Below are 16,310 nucleotides of genomic sequence, written 5' to 3'. Positions count from 1 at the left end.
CAAAAGCGGAGGCGGCTTGATAAGCCTCCTTCCAAGAAAAAGAGAGTATTGGGCAACCCCAATACTCTCTTATTTATTTCCCCCTACAATCAATCGCAAATGGTGCTTCAGCACTTCCAACGTTTGGTTCTGTTCTTCATAAAGCTCTCCGTCCATATCCACCTTTTCTATATCTTCTAATTGGATGTCTGCCTCAGGAGCCTGGATATGGATAATGTCATTGGAAGGGTCACTTACTTCCCCTGTACTTCTTAGCATGAAAAATTCCTTCAGTAAGGGAAAGCCCGATTTTTTCACCAAGTAAATATCAATCAATCCGTCTTCAAGGTTGATGCTGGCAGGCAGCGGGTTTGTACCGATTGAACGTCCGTTTGCTGCGAGCAGCATCACTACCTCTTCCCTGTATACCTTGCCGTTGGCCGTGATGGTGACATTCAATAACTGAGGATCCTGAATGGATTGAAAAGCACTGATATAATAACTGAGCTTTCCAAGTACATTTTTGGATCCTGTATCGATATTGTCACTAGCTTTTGAGACCAAGCCCGTCCCCCAGAAATTACTGAAATAGCGGTCGCCTGCTTTGACAATATCAATATCCCTTTCATGACGGGATTCAGTGATGGTTTCCACGGCTTGTCTCATATTCATCGGGATGTCCAGGGAGCGTGCAAAGTCGTTACATGTTCCACCGGGAAGGATCGCGAGCGTAGGTTTCACTGAGAGACGTGCTAAACCATTGACCGCCTCATGTACTGTACCGTCTCCTCCCAATACGACGACAAGATCATATTCGTGACCTTTGTCACGGCAGATTTTTTCAGCATCACCTTTGTCTTTTGTCTTATGCACAGTTAACGTATCACAAATATCCAATAGGGGCGCGGTGACTTCCATCAATTGTATTTCCAACTCTCCGCGACCTGCTTTTCCATTACAAACCAATAATATCTTTGAGTAGAAAATAGTCATCACGTCACCAACTTAATAAGAATATTTTTCCGAAAAAAAAGAGGCTGACCCAAAAAGATGAAATGATCACCCTTAAAGGATCAGTCTTTAATGAGCCATTGGTACTAATAAATGAATATCGTTTAGACTTTCGTTATTCTTGGGTCAACCTCTTTATTATGCTGTATTCGATTCTTCTTGTTGAGGAAGGATCGATCGATGCGCTATCCGCAGCCGGCCTTTAATATAGCTTTGACCGTCACAGGCAATATGCGTGTTCTGCATCCGATGGATTTCCATCTCTGCAAACATGGCCAGTGCACGTGAAACCTGGTCCAATGCCATGTTAAGGCTGTGAAGATCAGAAGGTCGATTCCCACTCATACAACGGTATGAAATCTCATCCGCCTTCTTCCTGATTTCCATTAATGTCTGGACATCAAACATCACTCTCTCCATACCTTTCCCTCCTTTTCACTACTATTTAGTATATCGTGAAAAAAAGAGAAATATGTGTGGCCAACCTCTTATGAATCCTGAGTTAACGTCTTAGGTAATGGCTGATATGGCTTTAGTGAATGTAGAATCTCACGTCTGGACTTTGTTTTAGAGATATTGACGCCGACCTTCGATAATTTGGTTATCACTTTCTTAAAGCGATCGTTCTCCTTTACCACGTTATTCACCTCTTTGATTAAATTTCGTTATCTATTTGTACGTATGAAATAAAAAAAGGTTTCACTTTATTCTAGATGGTTTACCTATTCCCCATAAATGAAACAATAATCCTATTTTTTGTTTTTTTCTAAGAATATTTCACCTTGAAATACACATTTTAAACGTATGAAAACAAAAATAGCTATTATCATTGTCGCCATGTCCCTTGCCTTTAGTCTTACAGGAATCGAAGGGGCTCAAGCAGCCCAAACTTATCATGTTAAGGAAGGAGACACTCTTTGGAAAATTTCCAAAAAGTTTCAAGTTGGTTTATCTGAACTGATTGATGCAAATCCCCAAATTCCTAACCCGGATTTGATTTATCCAAGTCAAAAAATCCATATCCCGAGCATCAAATCAATAAAGTCTGTTGAACGACAAGTGATTGATCTTACAAATCAGGAAAGACAGAAAGCTGGACTCGCCCCACTTCAATTAGACTGGCAGCTGTCCAGAGTTGCACGCTACAAATCCCGGGATATGAGGGATACAGGATATTTCGCACATCGAAGCCCTCAATATGGTTCACCTTTTGAGATGATGAAAAGCTTTAATGTTCAATACAGTTCAGCCGGTGAAAATATTGCAGTAGGACAGACCAGTCCCGAGCAAGTTGTAAGAGAATGGATGAACAGTCCCGGTCACCGGAAAAACATCCTCAATGGCACCTACACCTATATCGGGGTTGGCTATGCCAAAGGCGGTTCATACGGAACATATTGGACGCAAATGTTCATTTCGAAGTAATCAATCCCCTCGGATATTCCGGGGGTTTTTTCTTTTCAGCCATAATCCCCAGAAAGAGAGCATAAGAATGAAATAAGACGGGCTCTTTCGAAGGGGGAAGATTATGCTGTTTAAGAAACCATATTTCTATTGTTTCCTTGTTTTATTTTTTCTTTTTTGCGGTTTAGGGAATGCGGTATTCGCAAGCGATCCGATCATCGATTCCATTGATGACTATCTAAACAAAGAAGAAGCGTATTTCAAAAAAGGGTCGGTAACTGTCAGGGATTTCGTTGATACTTCAGGGGAAGTCATGATGAGTGAAGATGAAACGGAGAGTGTAAAAATAAAAGCTTTGTACATCAGCTATACAGAACAAAGAGACCGATTTTTCCATTTTACCAATAAAGAGATTTACTACTATGACCTGGATCATAACGAATTATTACCTTCGTCCTCAGTGGTTTTAAATGATGAACTGAAAGCTTTCATAGACGATCATAAGGATGAATTGAACCGCTCAATCAACGGTCCTTCCCTATTCCTGATTCTGTTTTTCATCTTTTCATTCGTAATCGCAGGACCTTTCCTGACCATGGCGTTCCACAGACCCTCCTCGGAAAGATGATTTATGCATAAGGTGTACTGCCCCCATTACAGCAGCACACCTTTTTCAATTAACTTCCTCCGTATACAAAGAATATTGCAGGCAATTCTTCAAATAATAATGATTGTACTGCCACAACAATTGAGGGGGAATTTGAATGAAAGTACGCGATCTTATGTCGACAAATGTTGAAGCTGCATCTAACCAGGATTCTTTAACGAATGTTGCTTCAAAAATGCAATCAAAGAATGTTGGTTCAGTTCCTGTAGTGGAAAACGGACAGGTTGTCGGTATGGTAACGGACCGTGACATTGCCACTCGCGGACTGACGAACGGTACGCAGGATAATGTATCTCAAGTCATGTCTCAAAACGTTGTGACCATTTCACCAGATGCATCTGCTGAAGAAGCTGCGGCATTAATGTCCCAGCATCAAGTCCGCCGTCTTCCAGTAGTGGAAAATGGAAATCTTGTCGGGATGCTTGCTCTTGGAGACTTAGCAGTACAACAGAAATCTGACCAAAGCGCCGGCGGTGCACTAAGTCAGATTTCCGAAAACCACACACGATAATCACCTTATACAAAAACAAAGAGGCTGAATTTGTTCAGCCTCTTGTTTTTTCATGACTCCAAACGACAATATTTTCACATTCAGGCAGGATTTTCTTTATTTTTCGAGAATATCTTTATAAAGCCATAGTACTTGAATGTGAGGATGTAGGAGGTATCGGGATGAGTCGTTCAGCTTATTATCGTAAAGAAGTAAGGAATTTCAAACGGGAAAGCCGCAAGAAAGTGTTTGTGGACGGGATTCTTGATTTCTTATTTATGCTATTTGGTATTTCCATGATTACTGGAATATTACTGTTTGTCTTAAGCTATTGGAACTACTACTGATCCCAAAATGGTTCTTTTACCCTTTCTGTACCACTCGATATTCAACATATGAACCGGCCTCTGCCATGGATGATTATTCCCATGGCTTTTTTCTTTTCAACGATAAAAAATAATATTATTTTACACTTTGTTTTTCTCTATCTTAAAATAATGTTTTCTTTCCTGCTTAGGTCTCCCCATTCCTTCTTCAACCCCATAAATATCAAGTATTCATTATGATGGTATACTTCGTCCCTCTAAATTGTTTTTTGGTAATATTTAAATATTCAGATAATAACTTGACAAGGGATTTCAATTTTCAGATAATAGTTAGCGTAACCGATTCAAATTTTCGAGGGGGTTATCATGGATATTTTAAACAGTTTGGTAAATGAGGCAAATTCACTATTATGGGGTTACATCTTAATTGGTTTACTGATCATTTTAGGATTGTACTTCACGGTAGGATCTAAATTTGTTCAAATTCGCCATATCGGCGAAATGCTCAGGTTATTAGGAGATAAGGATGTTACAGAAGCGGAAGGCAAGAAACAGATTTCTTCTCTGCAGGCCTTCTTTATCGGAGCAGGTACTCGAATTGGTACAGGTAATTTAGCGGGAGTAGCCATTGCCTTAGCACTTGGAGGCCCTGGAGCGGTATTCTGGATGTGGCTTGTAGCCATTCTGGGAGGCGCCAGTGCATTTGTAGAAAGCACTTTGGCACAAATTTATAAGGTCAAAGACAAAGTTGGATTTAAAGGCGGCCCTGGCTACTACATGGAGAAACAATTAGGGAAACGCTGGATGAGTTCCATTTTTGCCGTAACCATCATTCTCTCATTCGGGACAACGTTTAATGCCGTACAAAGTAACACGATTTCTACAGCATTCAATAATTCATTCGGGATCAGCCCGTTAGCAATAGGACTAATATTAGCTGCTTTGACGGCTCTTATCATTTTTGGCGGAGTGAAGCGTATCGCAAGCTTCTCATCTGCAATTGTTCCAATCATGGCGGTCTTTTACATTGTATTGGCATTATTCGTGGTCATTACGAATATCACTGAGATGCCAAGTGTTATCGCTCTTATATTCAAGAGTGCATTTGGATTTGAACAGGTGGTAGGCGGAGGAATCGGTGCTGCCATCATGAACGGTGTAAAACGCGGACTATTCTCAAACGAAGCAGGTATGGGTAGTGCGCCTAACGCAGCTGCCACTGCATCCGTTTCCCACCCTGTAAAGCAAGGTTTCATCCAGGCACTTGGAGTATTCTTTGATACATTGCTTGTATGCTCTGCAACAGCATTCATCATCCTGACTTCCGATGCTTACTCATCAGGTTTGACAGGTATCGAGCTGTCACAGGCAGCCATGTCTGAACATTTCCAATCATGGGCAGGTATCTTCCTGGCAATTGCGATCTTCACATTTGCCTTCAGCTCAATCATTGGAAGCTACTATTATGGAGAAGCCAACCTTCCGTTTATTAATGGAAGCAAAACCGGACTTCTGATTTACCGCTTTATCGCATTAGGTATGGTCATATTCGGTTCTATGGCAAGCCTTGATATCGTTTGGGCCCTTGCTGACCTATCTATGGCCTTGATGGCGATCACTAACTTGATTGCCATTGGAATCCTGGCTCCGATTGCCTTTAAAGCATTGAACCACTATATGGACCAGCGCAGGCAAGGATTAGATCCTGTCTTCTATGCAGATGACATTCCAGGCTTAAAAGGAGTGGAAAGCTGGCCTAAGCGAGAGGATATGCGTAAGAAGGCAGTGAATGAGTAATGTAAATATCATGAACAAATAGAACAGGCTCCCTGTAAGGGAACCTGTTCTTTCTTACGTTAAATTAATTATGCCGCTTCTCCATAAAGTTAATTCCAATCCCCATCATGAGGACTCCCATTAAAATCAGGACCGAAACCGGAAGCATCAGTTGTTCTGCCCCCCATCCGTTAATCGTCGCTCCTTTCAAAGCCTCCATTCCATAAGTGATCGGCACCACTTTTGACAGAGTCAATAAAATCTCTGATTCAACAATTTCAAGGGGCCAGTATGCTCCGCCAATCATCGCCATGCTTACCGCTACAATCGGTATAACCGCATTGAAATGCTGAACCTTCTTTACAAGTCCCGTGATCAACATAGAAAGCGCCACGATAGCAAATACATATGGTATCAGCAGCAGTAAGACGGTGAAGAATCCTCCGTAAAACTCCACATTCGTAATATAACGGAATACAAAGAAAATCAATGCCAGCTGGATATACCCAAGAATAAAGCTGTAAACCAGATTCCCGGCATACATTTCCCATTTGCGGATCGGCGAGAGAATCATCCGGTCCCAAACGCCTTCCCTTTTTTCATAGAGAATGGACGCTACATTATAAGCAATCGTATAGATGACGAAGAATAAAGAAAAACCAAAGAGTGATTGCAGTTTGGGATCATACACAAACGTGTCGCTGCCCTTGAATGATGATTGATTGATTGAAAATACCGGTGACGATTGAGCTTCAGAATACCACTTCTCTACCTCTTCGGCTTTTATCCCCTCGGATTCTGCAGATGCTTTCAATGCTTCTTTATTGCCCACCACACCATACGCATTACCGACTGCCTGCTGCATCAAGGAAGTCGTACCGGTACGGGAAGAAATCATGATCGTGAACTCATTTTCTTTTAAAATCAGCCCCCCATCCCTTTTCCCTTCACTCACCAACTCTTTTAATTCTTCCTGCGTGACTTCAGTGAAATGGAAGGCTTCTTCCTTCGATAACTCCTCTACAATCAAATCCGTTTGTTCAGACCCACCGGCCACACTATATGGAATCGGGATCGTGTTCGTTCCACCCTGACTTGTAAAGTATGCAAACATCACACAGACCGCTGACATGATGACAAAGAGCCATGGTTTTCGCAGGAACATTTTCATTTTCGCATAAAGGATTCCCCTCATTTCGCCGTTCCCCCTTTCTTTGGGAATAGTAAGGCAGCCACACCCAAAATGATGAGACTTAAAACCAGCAGCGTGAGCATTTCACTGTATACGCCCGATAAGGTATAGCCCTGGAATAGCTTGAAGTACGCTGCCATACCTGCGCCGTTCGGGGTGAAAGCACCGATGCTTTGAATGAAATCAGAGGAGAACAATTCTCCGAAACTACCTCCAATAAAGGCAAATATCGTTACAGCCACAGTCGAGAAAAAATTAGAGAACGCCTCTGAATTTGCCCGATAATTTAAAGATGTCAACAGTGCCCCAATGCTCCCTACAGCCAGACTGAGTGCAATGGTCACCAGGATAAATGACCTTATATCAGGCCATGTCACACCGTAAAACAGGGCACATATCCCAAAGAGAATCCCCAGCTGCAGCAACGCGAGAATGACCGTGGTCATCAGAATGCTGATAAAGTACTTCCAGACCGGGACGTTCGCCAGTATCATGCGGTCGAACACGTGATCTTCCTTTTCCTGATAGGCGAACGAACCCATATTGGATGCAATATATAAAACGAACATGACGCTCATGCCCACCGCATAATAGGTCATCGAGGTAAGAGGTTCACGATCTTCCACACTCGCCACCGCCCCCTCTACCTCTGTTTCCCTCGATTCAGTATTCAGCATAGAATCACTGGACCTGCCGATGATGGCTGCAAGCGAGTATTGTTCCTGAAAACCCGTGAGTAAGTCTTCTACAAGATTGGAAGTCAATTCTCTCCCTTCATTTCGGTAAAGCTTGAGCTCCGGTTTCACTTCTCCTTTCAGGAACATGAAAGAAAGAATCTGCGCGGAGAATCCCTCTGGAATTTCGATGATGGCTGAGTAGGAGTCATCCTCTTTCGTCTTTTCCAAGTCACCAGGTTCTACCTCATCGACGGATATATATTTTTTTAGTTCCGGATTTTTTAGTACCTCACTTCTTAAAAGTTCGACCGGCATGAGCCTTTGGGCAGATTGGGAGACGGCCTCCCAAGTTTCCGGGGGAAGCGTTGAAGATTCCAACTCCTTTAAAAATAGGCTGAGTTCCTGTTCGCTGTCCCCATGCTCAATGATTGCAACTTTTGCTTTCACGCTCACTTCCTCCCCGCTCATCACATTCCCGAGGGCAAACCCGAGAATGGTGATCAGTATGAGCGGCATCCCAATGAGAATAAGGAGGATTTGCGGGTTCCGCATGATCAAGAGAAGCTGTTTTTTAATGAATTGAACAATAATCATCTTAACCCCTCCTAATCCCTCAGTGCTCTTCCGGTCAGATGCAGGAACACATCTTCAAGGGTCGGCGTCTGACGGTCGATCGTGACAATAATGGCATCCGTTTCGTCAGCGATTTGAAAGATTTGATTGAAAGGGTGCACTTCTTTTGGAATGACGATCGTGACCATTTTTTCATGGGAGGTGACCGTCTTGAAGACTGCAACCTCCTGTAATTTTTCCACAAATGCAGGAGAGTTCTTATCCAGCTTGATGAGAATGGTCGATTCAGATGAAAGGATAGATTTGATTTCATCTTTTGTTCCTGAGGCGATGATGGTGCCTTTATCCATGATATAAATACGATCACACAGGAATTCCACTTCTTCCATGTAATGACTCGTGTATAAAATCGTCATGTTTTTTTCCTTATTCAGTCTTTTTACCTCTTCCAGTATATAGTTTCTCGATTGAGGATCGATACCCACCGTCGGTTCATCCATGATAAGAATTTCGGGGTCATGCAGGAGCGCCACGCCAATATTAAGCCTTCTCTTCATTCCTCCCGAGAATGTCTTGACTACATCGTTCTGCCGGTCGGTCAGACCGATCTGTTCTAAAATGTCCTTTATTTTCTCCTTTAGTTCATCGCCGCTCAATCGGTGGAGCTTTCCGAAGAATTCAAGATTTTCTTTTGCAGTTAAATCTGTGTATAATGCTATTTCCTGAGGTACCACCCCAAGCACCTTCCTCAATTTCCCCGGCTGCTGCAGGATGCTTTCATTAAGCAGCCTTACATCTCCTTCACTCGGGGAAATGAGAGATGAAATCATGGATATGGTCGTTGATTTACCGGCTCCGTTAGGGCCGAGCAGCCCGACCGTTTCCCCCTTTTCCAAAAAGAGATTCACACCGTCCGCCGCTTTGTTCTTCTTGAAACGCTTTGATAGATTTACTACTTCCAGCATTAAACCCGCCCCCTCTTTCACTTATACTCTCATTATATTTCGTTAATTTGGTCCCTCACACTTACCTCTGTCACTAATTCGATCAGAATCAGTATGACCTCCGTCACTTTTTCAAAAAAGACACAAAAATGACCGACCCACAAACGAGTCAGTCAGGCGATGTCATGTTTCACTGCATATATGGCCAGCTGCGTCCGGTCACGGAGCTCTAATTTCTGGAGGATCTGGGTCAGGTGATTCTTTACGGTCCCGATGGATAAATGAAGCTCACCTGCTATCTCCTTATTCGTCCTCCCCCGCCCCACCAGCTGGGTGATCGATAGTTCCCTTTGCGTCAAAGGAGGTATTGCTTCAGGTTTCTTCTTATGGGAAAGCAGTTTGGGAACCACTTTGGCTGCCACTTCATCCTGCAGGCTCATGCCGCCTTTTATGCAGCTGTGTATGGATCCGATGAGCTTATCTCCTTGAGAGGTTTTCAGCAGGAAGCCGTTCGCTCCTTCCCTTAACGCCTGCAATGCGTATTCATCATCATTGAAGGTAGTCAGGATGAGGATTTTCACATGGGGCCACTGTCTTTTAATGACTCTGGTTGCTTCAAGTCCATTCATTTCAGGCATGCGTATATCCATGACAACCAAATCGATGACATGGGCCTCCATTTGGTCGATGGCTTCACATCCGTTTTCGGCTTCCGCAACCACCTTTAACGAATCGTCCTGTTCAATCATCATTTTTAGCCCCTGTCGTACGATCCCCTGATCTTCAACCAATAAAATTCTGTTCATGCCTTAGCCACCTCTTCCACCGGGAACGCCCCTCCCAGTATGAATTCCTTATCTGTTTGATGGATTTCAAGGTTGCCTCCAAGCTCCTCAATCCGTTCTTTCATATTGGTTAAACCGAAGCCCATTTGGAAGGGACGGATGTTATCGAGTTGATTGAGTTGATTGATTATTTTAAAATGCAGATGTCCGAGTGCTGTCTTGCCGAGCGTCACCTTCACTTCTTTAACGGAGCTGTGTTTCATCGCATTCGTGATCCCTTCCTGAATACAGCGGTACACTGCAATGTTCTGTTTATTCGACAGCCGGGTGGAGAGCACCCCCTGCTGGGTCGTCAGTTCAACCATGACGGAACTTTCTGATTCCAGCTTCCTGATTAGGTGAATGACGGATTGAATCCCTTCGACCTCTCCTTCTTTAAGGGCCTTTACCGCTTCTCTTGTTTCATCCAGGCTCTCTGCTGCAAGGTTTTTTATCTCTTTGAAAAGAGAATGTCCATGCTCAATGGATAACATCTGGATCTTCATCAGGAGTGCTGTCAGATTATGACCGACAGAATCATGTATTTCCCTTGCGATTCTCGTTCTTTCCTCGGCTTTTGAATTCCGCTCCGTAACATACAGGATCCTTTTCAGCTTTCTGTATTCCCCGATCAGCTCATCATACAGGACCCTTTGTTCTTTTAAATCATGACAGCGTTCATTCAACTTCCACGTCATAAAGAAAAACATGGCAAAGAAAGGGATGACAGCGGGAGAATAGGAATCCCAAAAAAGAAAGGCTTCGATGCCAGAGAAGAGAATGGCAGTATACATGAACATCTGGTATTTTTCCGGAGAGAGCTGGGTACTTGCTTCAAGATGGAAATAACAGAAAATTCCCCAGGCCAGCAAAGGTTCCGGACTTACTAAGCTGGAAATCAAGAGCAGCAGGGTCTGGCATATGTATAAGAACAGCCGATTCCTCGATACAGGTGTGATGAAAAAGCAGGCAAACGAAAGAGAGCAAAGTAACATCAAAAAGATCATGGATATGGAATCCTGCGAAGAATCGTAAATATATGCACTCCAAAGCAAGCCGAGAAAAATTGTACGTATGATAATAGCTGCCACCAGACTCCCCCTTCCCCTCACTTACTTTGAAACTACTAAAACAATAGGTACAAGTCAATAACATAATTGGTATATTTTAGTATGGGTAGGTGGTTTTTCATTCATATTCGCCTTGAAAGACAGATATACCCAGGTAGTGGTTGAGTGGGGAGTACTGTTTAGTACAGCCCGTTCCAGCTGTTGGAGTGGAAGGCGTAGACTTTTACGGGAAAAACAGTGCTGGTGAGACCCCTGAGGCGAAGCCAAGGAGGCACACCGCCAGCCCGCGTAAAGCGAAGTCTCCCACGGAAATCAACAACGGCTATACCACCTTAGAAAAAACAGCATTGCCATTTCCATCATACAAAAGCATAATAAAGACATAGAAAATAACGGACTGAGAGGAATGAGAACATGAGTGTACATAAAGACATCACCAAACATTCAAGCAAACAAAATCAGCTTGTACAGAAATTCATGATTCTGGACGAGGAAAGAGAACAAGCCATCGAAGAAGCTATAAAGCTGTGTAAGGCGGGCGAGGCTTTTACAACGTACCGGATCAATGAGGCAACACAGAAAATCAATACCCTTGCACGGCAGGGAGTTGTCCCCCAGCGGAAATTAGTGACCAACGAAATGGTCGAGGAGTACGTAAATAGATTGAATCAATGAAAAAAGGCTGACCTCCCGGATTATCGGAGGTCAGCCTTTACTGTTTTATGCTTTTAATGCACTGTTCCAGCCGTCATAAACGAATACCGGCTGTGTATCATTTTCAGCACGTTCAACGATGATATAATTTTTATGAGCGACAACCGTCTGGTTATCAGGAAGATCCAGCTTTTTGGCAGCATCATTGTTCACTTTGACGATGACTGTATTTTCTCTTAAAGAAGTCACCACACCGTTCACGATTTGCTTCTTTCGTTTAAATTCAATTGTATCTCCAAGGTTTGCATAATCTTTTGAGTACACGAAGTTGTTATTCATTGGAATGATCTCCTTTATGGTTTATAGTTTGTTGGCATTTATAAAAAGTGTATAGTTGATTGATTTGTCATTTCTTATTCCTTCTTGTACCACTTTTTGAGAAAATTCAAACCTTTAACGAGAAAATTTTTTTGAAATTATTTTTTATATCCTGCCATCCCATTTTCAAAAGCCTCTTGGTCTCCGTTTTCTATTCCAAATAACGCTTCCTGTAATGCGAAAGTACTTTTATAAAAATGAACTCTGTTCAGAAATGAAGTTATTTCAGGATAATGAGGAATCATCATTTGGATGAACTCTTCCCCATAGCTTGCCAATAAACCCGCAACATCATAAGCGGGGTCACTGAAACCAGCCCCCCCAAAGTCGATGATTCCGGAGACCCTATCCTTGTCCCATAAAATATTCGAGCAGCCAAAATCCCCGTGTATGATACATGCACTCACAGATTGGCAGGACCCAAAGTACTCAGTAAAACGATCATCCACCTCATCAATCGATTCCTGCTTCATAAACGGATAGATTTTCGTCTTTAGTCTTTCATGCAAGTCTTTCATTTCATCAAAGCATGTTGGTTCACTCTGTTGAATAGAGCCCAGCGAGGAGTCAGGGGAAATACTGTGAAGTTCTTTCAGGAATACAGCCAGGTCCACCGCTGCCTGCTGCCTCCGGGTTCTGTCAAGATCGGTCATGTCATTTTTCCACAGAGGGGATCCGGGCAATATGCGATAACCCGTAAAGACCATTCCCGGTTCCTCAGGAAAAAAGAATTGATAGGCCGGCTGCGGTACAGGGATGGAGAGCTTTGAAGATGCATAATCAAGTATCACTGTCTCTTTCTTCAGTTGCTCTATTCCTGCTCTATATTTTGGAAAGCGGAATACCCACTCGTTGTTGATGATCAGTACATCATTATTCTGACCCTGCTTATTTTGATGGTATTCTTTGATATCCAGGTGAGGGATCTTCTCTTTAATAAGATTGATTTTGTCTTCCATGATTTTCTCCTTTTTACTAAGCATCTTTATCGGTTTCTAACCTATTAATTAGCTATTCACTGAGTAAAGACCTTTCTTGCCTGCAAAAATTTCTCTATCAACGCCGCTATTGATTTCCGTGCAAGACTTCGCTTTCCGCGGGTGACCTGTGAGCCTCCTCGTCGCTCCGCTCCTGCGGGGTCTCACATTGGCCACTTCTCCCGCAGGAGTCTTCGTCTTGCACTCCAATCAACCGCTAGAAACCAGTTAAAAACAATTGTAAGTTTTAACATAGCCACAAAAAAGACGCTCTCTAAAGATCTCTCTTTAAAAAACGTCTCATAGATTAATAGGCTAGAGCCTGCCTCTTCTCTTCTTTCATTAATACAAAGCATAGGAGAATGCCTATTAATGACAGAACGGCAAAGAACAAGTAGACCGCATAGATTGAAAAGGTTTCAAGAATGAAGCCGCCGACAAACGTGCTGAACCAGTTTCCGAGGCCGTTTCCGATGGCAGAATAAATGGTGACAGCTGTCGCCGTAATATGAGCAGGCGTTATTTCCCTGATATAACGCAGGCCGGCCGGAACAAAAAGCCCGATGGCAAGGCCCTGCATGACTGCAGAACTGTAGACGAGCCAAAGACTTGGTTCAGTAAAGTAGAACAGCCAGCGGAGCATGGAAGCCGCCCCTGCCAAGGCCGCTACCGACAGCAAACCGAACCGGTCAATCCAATTCCCTGCGACTCTCATAAATGGCACTTCAGACAGTACTGCAATCAGGAAAGCGAGACCAATTCCGGCATATGTCCCGCCTGAGTCTTCCACAAATAAACCGAAGTACGTATTATTGGCCAGGTTTGGACCAAAAACCATGAAGGTGACGGCTAGAAAAATCAAAAACTTCTTTAGCGTAAACAACTCCTTCATTCCGGCTTTCAGGTCCAGCTTGGCCGATGCGCGTTCCTTTGGAAACCGGAAAGCCAACAGAGCCGACAGAACCAGACAACCGAAGAATGCGTAGAAAATGATCGTCGGGCCGATGAAACCTTCCGATAATTTCCCCATCACATACACGGCAACACCGAAGCCCAATGATCCGAATAATCGTATATTTCCATAGTTATAACGGACTTTACTTGTATACTTCAGGCTGATACTGTCTGAAACGGGTATGATCGCACTCTGGAAAACAGCGACCATAATCGCAATCAGAAGAATTCCATAGTAAAGGTCGGTCACGAGATACCCAAGGGCAAACATCCCGGCAACCAATGAAGTGAAGGCCAGCACCTGGGTCGGTCGATTCGTCGCATCACTCACCATTCCCCAGATAGGCTGAAAGAATATCATCATAATGGGGCCGATCGACATGATCGTCCCGATTTGGTACCCATTCAACCCAACACTTTCACTTAAATACACGCTTAACAGCGGGTACAGGCTCCCCACACCAAAAAACGTCAAAAAATAAAAGCCTTGTAAAGTAAAGACTTGATTACGTACCGTTTTTTCCACTTCTGTATCCCCCAGATGATTTTTTATCCCTATAATACTAGACCTATTCTAGAAGATTGTAAATCCTTTTTATGGATAAAGTAAGACTATGCATCTGTGGCTCAATCTTTAAGAAATCTTATTAGCATGGGATTCCATTTGAATGAATCATATTGGCTGGAAAACTTTTTATAGTCCTATGAACATTTTTCCGATTGACTTTTCTTCTTAAACGCCTTAAAGTATGTAAGTATAATTTCAAATGAATATAACGTATTCTTCTTATCCAGAGAGACGGAGGGACTGGCCCTATGATGTCTCGGCAGCGGACTCTTTACGAGTGCTGTGCCACATCCAGCAAGCATGATGCTTGAAAGATAAGAAGAGTGTTTCTTTTATTGGAAACCTCTTCTTGTCGAGAAGAGGTTTTTATTATTATCCAGCGAGGTAATACCCTTATCGTTGGGAGCGGGTTACGTTGAAAAAGTTGACCTGATAGCGAATTTGTCGCTGGTGACATATTTCCCATCGCAATCCATTCATCAATAACCAATTGTCAAAGGAGTTGTTCATATGATTAAAGAAAAAGGAAATCTTCTGGCTTTACTGCCATTACTCATATTTGTTTCGCTCTTTCTCGGGGCGGGAATCATTTCAGGAGATTTTTACGCATTCCCGGTATTAGTCTCCATCATCATCGCTGCTGTAGTGGCGCTGCTCATGAACCGGAAGGACTCCCTGAATGCTAAAGTGGAGCGCTTTGCCAAAGGAGCTGGACATCCAGATATTATGATCATGGTGTTCATCTTCCTTTTAGCTGGAGCATTCTCGGGAGTCGCTGAGAAAATGGGCGCTGTAGATTCGACGGTGAATCTAGCTCTTTCTGTACTTCCAGAAAACCTTGTTATTGTTGGACTGTTTTTAATTGCTGCATTTGTTTCATTATCCATGGGTACTTCAATGGGTACGATCGCGGCACTTGCCCCGATCGGTGTCGGAATCAGCTCTGGTACGGATATCGCCATGCCTGTTGCGATGGCAACGGTCATCGGTGGTGCGATGTTTGGCGACAATCTCTCATTCATCTCTGATACAACGATTGCTGCCGTCCGTACCCAGAAGACGGAAATGAAAGATAAATTCAAGGTGAACTTCTTTATCGTTCTTCCTGCAGCCATCCTAACGATGGTGATCTTATACTTTATTACGGCAGGCAACCAGTCAACGGTGGATGCCGATGCCTTTAACTGGGTGAAGATCCTTCCTTATCTTGGAGTCATCATAGGTGCATTGGCAGGATTGAATGTGTTTGTTGTTTTATTCGGAGGAATCGTACTATCGGGAATCATCGGATTTGCCGATGGAAGCTTCACACCTTCCAGCTATTTTGGAAGTGTTGCTGATGGAATGACCGGCATGGCTGAAATCGTGATTTTGACCGTCCTTATCGGAGGTGTGGTTGAACTTATCCGTTATAATGGTGGAATACAGGCGCTGCTTTATCTTGCCACCCGCAAGATCCGCTCTCCACAAGGAGCACAGCTGGCAACAGCAGGACTTGTCAGTTCAACCAACCTTTGTACGGCAAACAATACGATCTCAATCATCATTGCAGGGCCGCTTGCGAAAGAAATCGGTGAAAATTACGGAGTCGATTCCCGTAAGTCTGCAAGTATCCTGGATATATTCTCTTGCTCCGTACAAGGCTTGATACCATATGGAGCACAAGCGTTATTAGTAGCAGAAACGGCAGGAATCTCGCCATTAAGTGTTATTCCATATGCGTTCTATCCGATTCTGACAGCAGTATCCGGATTGGTTGCGATCCGATTTGCACTGCCGAAGTTTACCCGTTCAAAAGCACCTAAGCCGAGCACCGCACGGTCATAAATAGCAAAGAGACAAACCC

Annotated in this window: 18 protein-coding genes and 1 riboswitch; of the genes, 7 read left to right on the top strand and 11 right to left on the bottom strand. The window is 43.4% G+C overall.

The genetic code is table 11. The annotated features are described in order from the left end of the window. Positions 1–69 precede the first annotated feature (69 nt). From HWX64_RS00660 to HWX64_RS21810, 3 genes are all read right to left on the bottom strand, one after another. The gene (locus tag HWX64_RS00660) at positions 70–972 is read right to left on the bottom strand and encodes a diacylglycerol kinase family protein (protein WP_175986449.1); all 903 of its coding nucleotides are present in this window, start codon (positions 970–972) and stop codon (positions 70–72) included. Positions 973–1,128: 156 nt separating this feature from the next. Continuing rightward, the gene (locus HWX64_RS00655; RefSeq protein WP_254871002.1) at positions 1,129–1,410 is read right to left on the bottom strand and encodes a hypothetical protein; all 282 of its coding nucleotides are present in this window, start codon (positions 1,408–1,410) and stop codon (positions 1,129–1,131) included. Positions 1,411–1,478: 68 nt separating this feature from the next. Beyond that, positions 1,479–1,628, bottom strand: coding sequence for an Lmo0850 family protein (locus HWX64_RS21810; protein WP_303049451.1), 150 nt, complete (start codon positions 1,626–1,628; stop codon positions 1,479–1,481). A gap of 166 nt (positions 1,629–1,794) precedes the next feature. Here HWX64_RS21810 and safA point away from each other — a divergent pair, with 166 nt between their 5' ends. The 5 genes from safA (at position 1,795) to HWX64_RS00630 (ending at position 5,674) form a co-directional block, all read left to right on the top strand. Then, entirely contained in the window at positions 1,795–2,415 is a 621-nt protein-coding gene (gene safA / locus HWX64_RS00650) for a SafA/ExsA family spore coat assembly protein (protein WP_175986447.1), read from the top strand. A 103-nt stretch (positions 2,416–2,518) separates the two neighbouring features. Then, complete coding sequence (locus HWX64_RS00645) at positions 2,519–3,022, top strand: hypothetical protein (protein ID WP_175986445.1); 504 nt, start codon at positions 2,519–2,521, stop codon at positions 3,020–3,022. A gap of 136 nt (positions 3,023–3,158) precedes the next feature. Beyond that, a complete protein-coding gene (locus HWX64_RS00640) occupies positions 3,159–3,572 on the top strand; it encodes a CBS domain-containing protein (RefSeq protein ID WP_175986443.1) in 414 nt (137 codons plus the stop codon). A gap of 161 nt (positions 3,573–3,733) precedes the next feature. Further along, the gene (locus tag HWX64_RS00635) at positions 3,734–3,898 is read left to right on the top strand and encodes a hypothetical protein (protein WP_175986441.1); all 165 of its coding nucleotides are present in this window, start codon (positions 3,734–3,736) and stop codon (positions 3,896–3,898) included. Positions 3,899–4,243: 345 nt separating this feature from the next. Continuing rightward, positions 4,244–5,674 carry a sodium:alanine symporter family protein gene (locus HWX64_RS00630; protein WP_175986440.1) on the top strand — a complete coding sequence of 477 codons (1,431 nt, stop codon included), beginning with the start codon at positions 4,244–4,246 and terminating at the stop codon, positions 5,672–5,674. Positions 5,675–5,738: 64 nt separating this feature from the next. Here HWX64_RS00630 and HWX64_RS00625 read toward each other — a convergent pair whose 3' ends face one another. The 5 genes from HWX64_RS00625 to HWX64_RS00605 all read right to left on the bottom strand — a co-directional run bounded on the left by HWX64_RS00625 (position 5,739) and on the right by HWX64_RS00605 (position 10,954). Further along, positions 5,739–6,848 (bottom strand): ABC transporter permease, encoded by a 1,110-nt coding sequence (locus tag HWX64_RS00625; RefSeq protein WP_175986438.1) that lies wholly within the window; start codon positions 6,846–6,848, stop codon positions 5,739–5,741. Continuing rightward, positions 6,845–8,116: an ABC transporter permease gene (locus HWX64_RS00620; RefSeq protein ID WP_175986436.1), complete on the bottom strand. Its 1,272-nt coding sequence runs from the start codon at positions 8,114–8,116 to the stop codon at positions 6,845–6,847. Before HWX64_RS00620 ends, HWX64_RS00625 begins: the two co-directional genes overlap by 4 nt. 11 nt (positions 8,117–8,127) lie before the next feature. After that, positions 8,128–9,060 carry an ABC transporter ATP-binding protein gene (locus HWX64_RS00615; protein ID WP_175986434.1) on the bottom strand — a complete coding sequence of 311 codons (933 nt, stop codon included), beginning with the start codon at positions 9,058–9,060 and terminating at the stop codon, positions 8,128–8,130. Between the two features lie 152 nt (positions 9,061–9,212). Next, a complete protein-coding gene (locus HWX64_RS00610) occupies positions 9,213–9,845 on the bottom strand; it encodes a response regulator transcription factor (protein ID WP_175986432.1) in 633 nt (210 codons plus the stop codon). Then, positions 9,842–10,954, bottom strand: coding sequence for a sensor histidine kinase (locus tag HWX64_RS00605; RefSeq protein WP_175986431.1), 1,113 nt, complete (start codon positions 10,952–10,954; stop codon positions 9,842–9,844). Before HWX64_RS00605 ends, HWX64_RS00610 begins: the two co-directional genes overlap by 4 nt. A gap of 393 nt (positions 10,955–11,347) precedes the next feature. On the opposite strand from HWX64_RS00605, the gene HWX64_RS00600 reads away from it, so the two are divergent. Next, positions 11,348–11,608 (top strand): DUF2533 family protein, encoded by a 261-nt coding sequence (locus tag HWX64_RS00600; protein ID WP_175986429.1) that lies wholly within the window; start codon positions 11,348–11,350, stop codon positions 11,606–11,608. Between the two features lie 45 nt (positions 11,609–11,653). Here HWX64_RS00600 and HWX64_RS00595 read toward each other — a convergent pair whose 3' ends face one another. The 3 genes from HWX64_RS00595 to HWX64_RS00585 all read right to left on the bottom strand — a co-directional run bounded on the left by HWX64_RS00595 (position 11,654) and on the right by HWX64_RS00585 (position 14,422). Then, positions 11,654–11,926: a DUF2187 family protein gene (locus tag HWX64_RS00595; protein ID WP_175986427.1), complete on the bottom strand. Its 273-nt coding sequence runs from the start codon at positions 11,924–11,926 to the stop codon at positions 11,654–11,656. Between the two features lie 137 nt (positions 11,927–12,063). Beyond that, on the bottom strand, positions 12,064–12,924 hold the full coding sequence (locus HWX64_RS00590; RefSeq protein ID WP_175986426.1) for a phosphotransferase family protein: 861 nt from the start codon (positions 12,922–12,924) through the stop codon (positions 12,064–12,066). 325 nt (positions 12,925–13,249) lie between these two features. Then, the gene (locus tag HWX64_RS00585) at positions 13,250–14,422 is read right to left on the bottom strand and encodes an MFS transporter (protein WP_175986424.1); all 1,173 of its coding nucleotides are present in this window, start codon (positions 14,420–14,422) and stop codon (positions 13,250–13,252) included. A gap of 258 nt (positions 14,423–14,680) precedes the next feature. Further along, positions 14,681–14,785: riboswitch (SAM riboswitch) on the top strand. A 189-nt stretch (positions 14,786–14,974) separates the two neighbouring features. On the opposite strand from HWX64_RS00585, the gene HWX64_RS00580 reads away from it, so the two are divergent. Further along, complete coding sequence (locus HWX64_RS00580; protein WP_175986422.1) at positions 14,975–16,291, top strand: Na+/H+ antiporter NhaC family protein; 1,317 nt, start codon at positions 14,975–14,977, stop codon at positions 16,289–16,291. The last annotated feature ends 19 nt before the right edge of the window (positions 16,292–16,310 follow it).

The sequence above is a fragment of the Bacillus sp. Marseille-Q1617 genome, assembly GCF_903645295.1.
Lineage (GTDB): Bacteria > Bacillota > Bacilli > Bacillales > Bacillaceae_B > Rossellomorea.
Note: the sequence above shows the minus strand (reverse complement) of the source record. Positions and strands in the feature narration are given on the sequence as shown.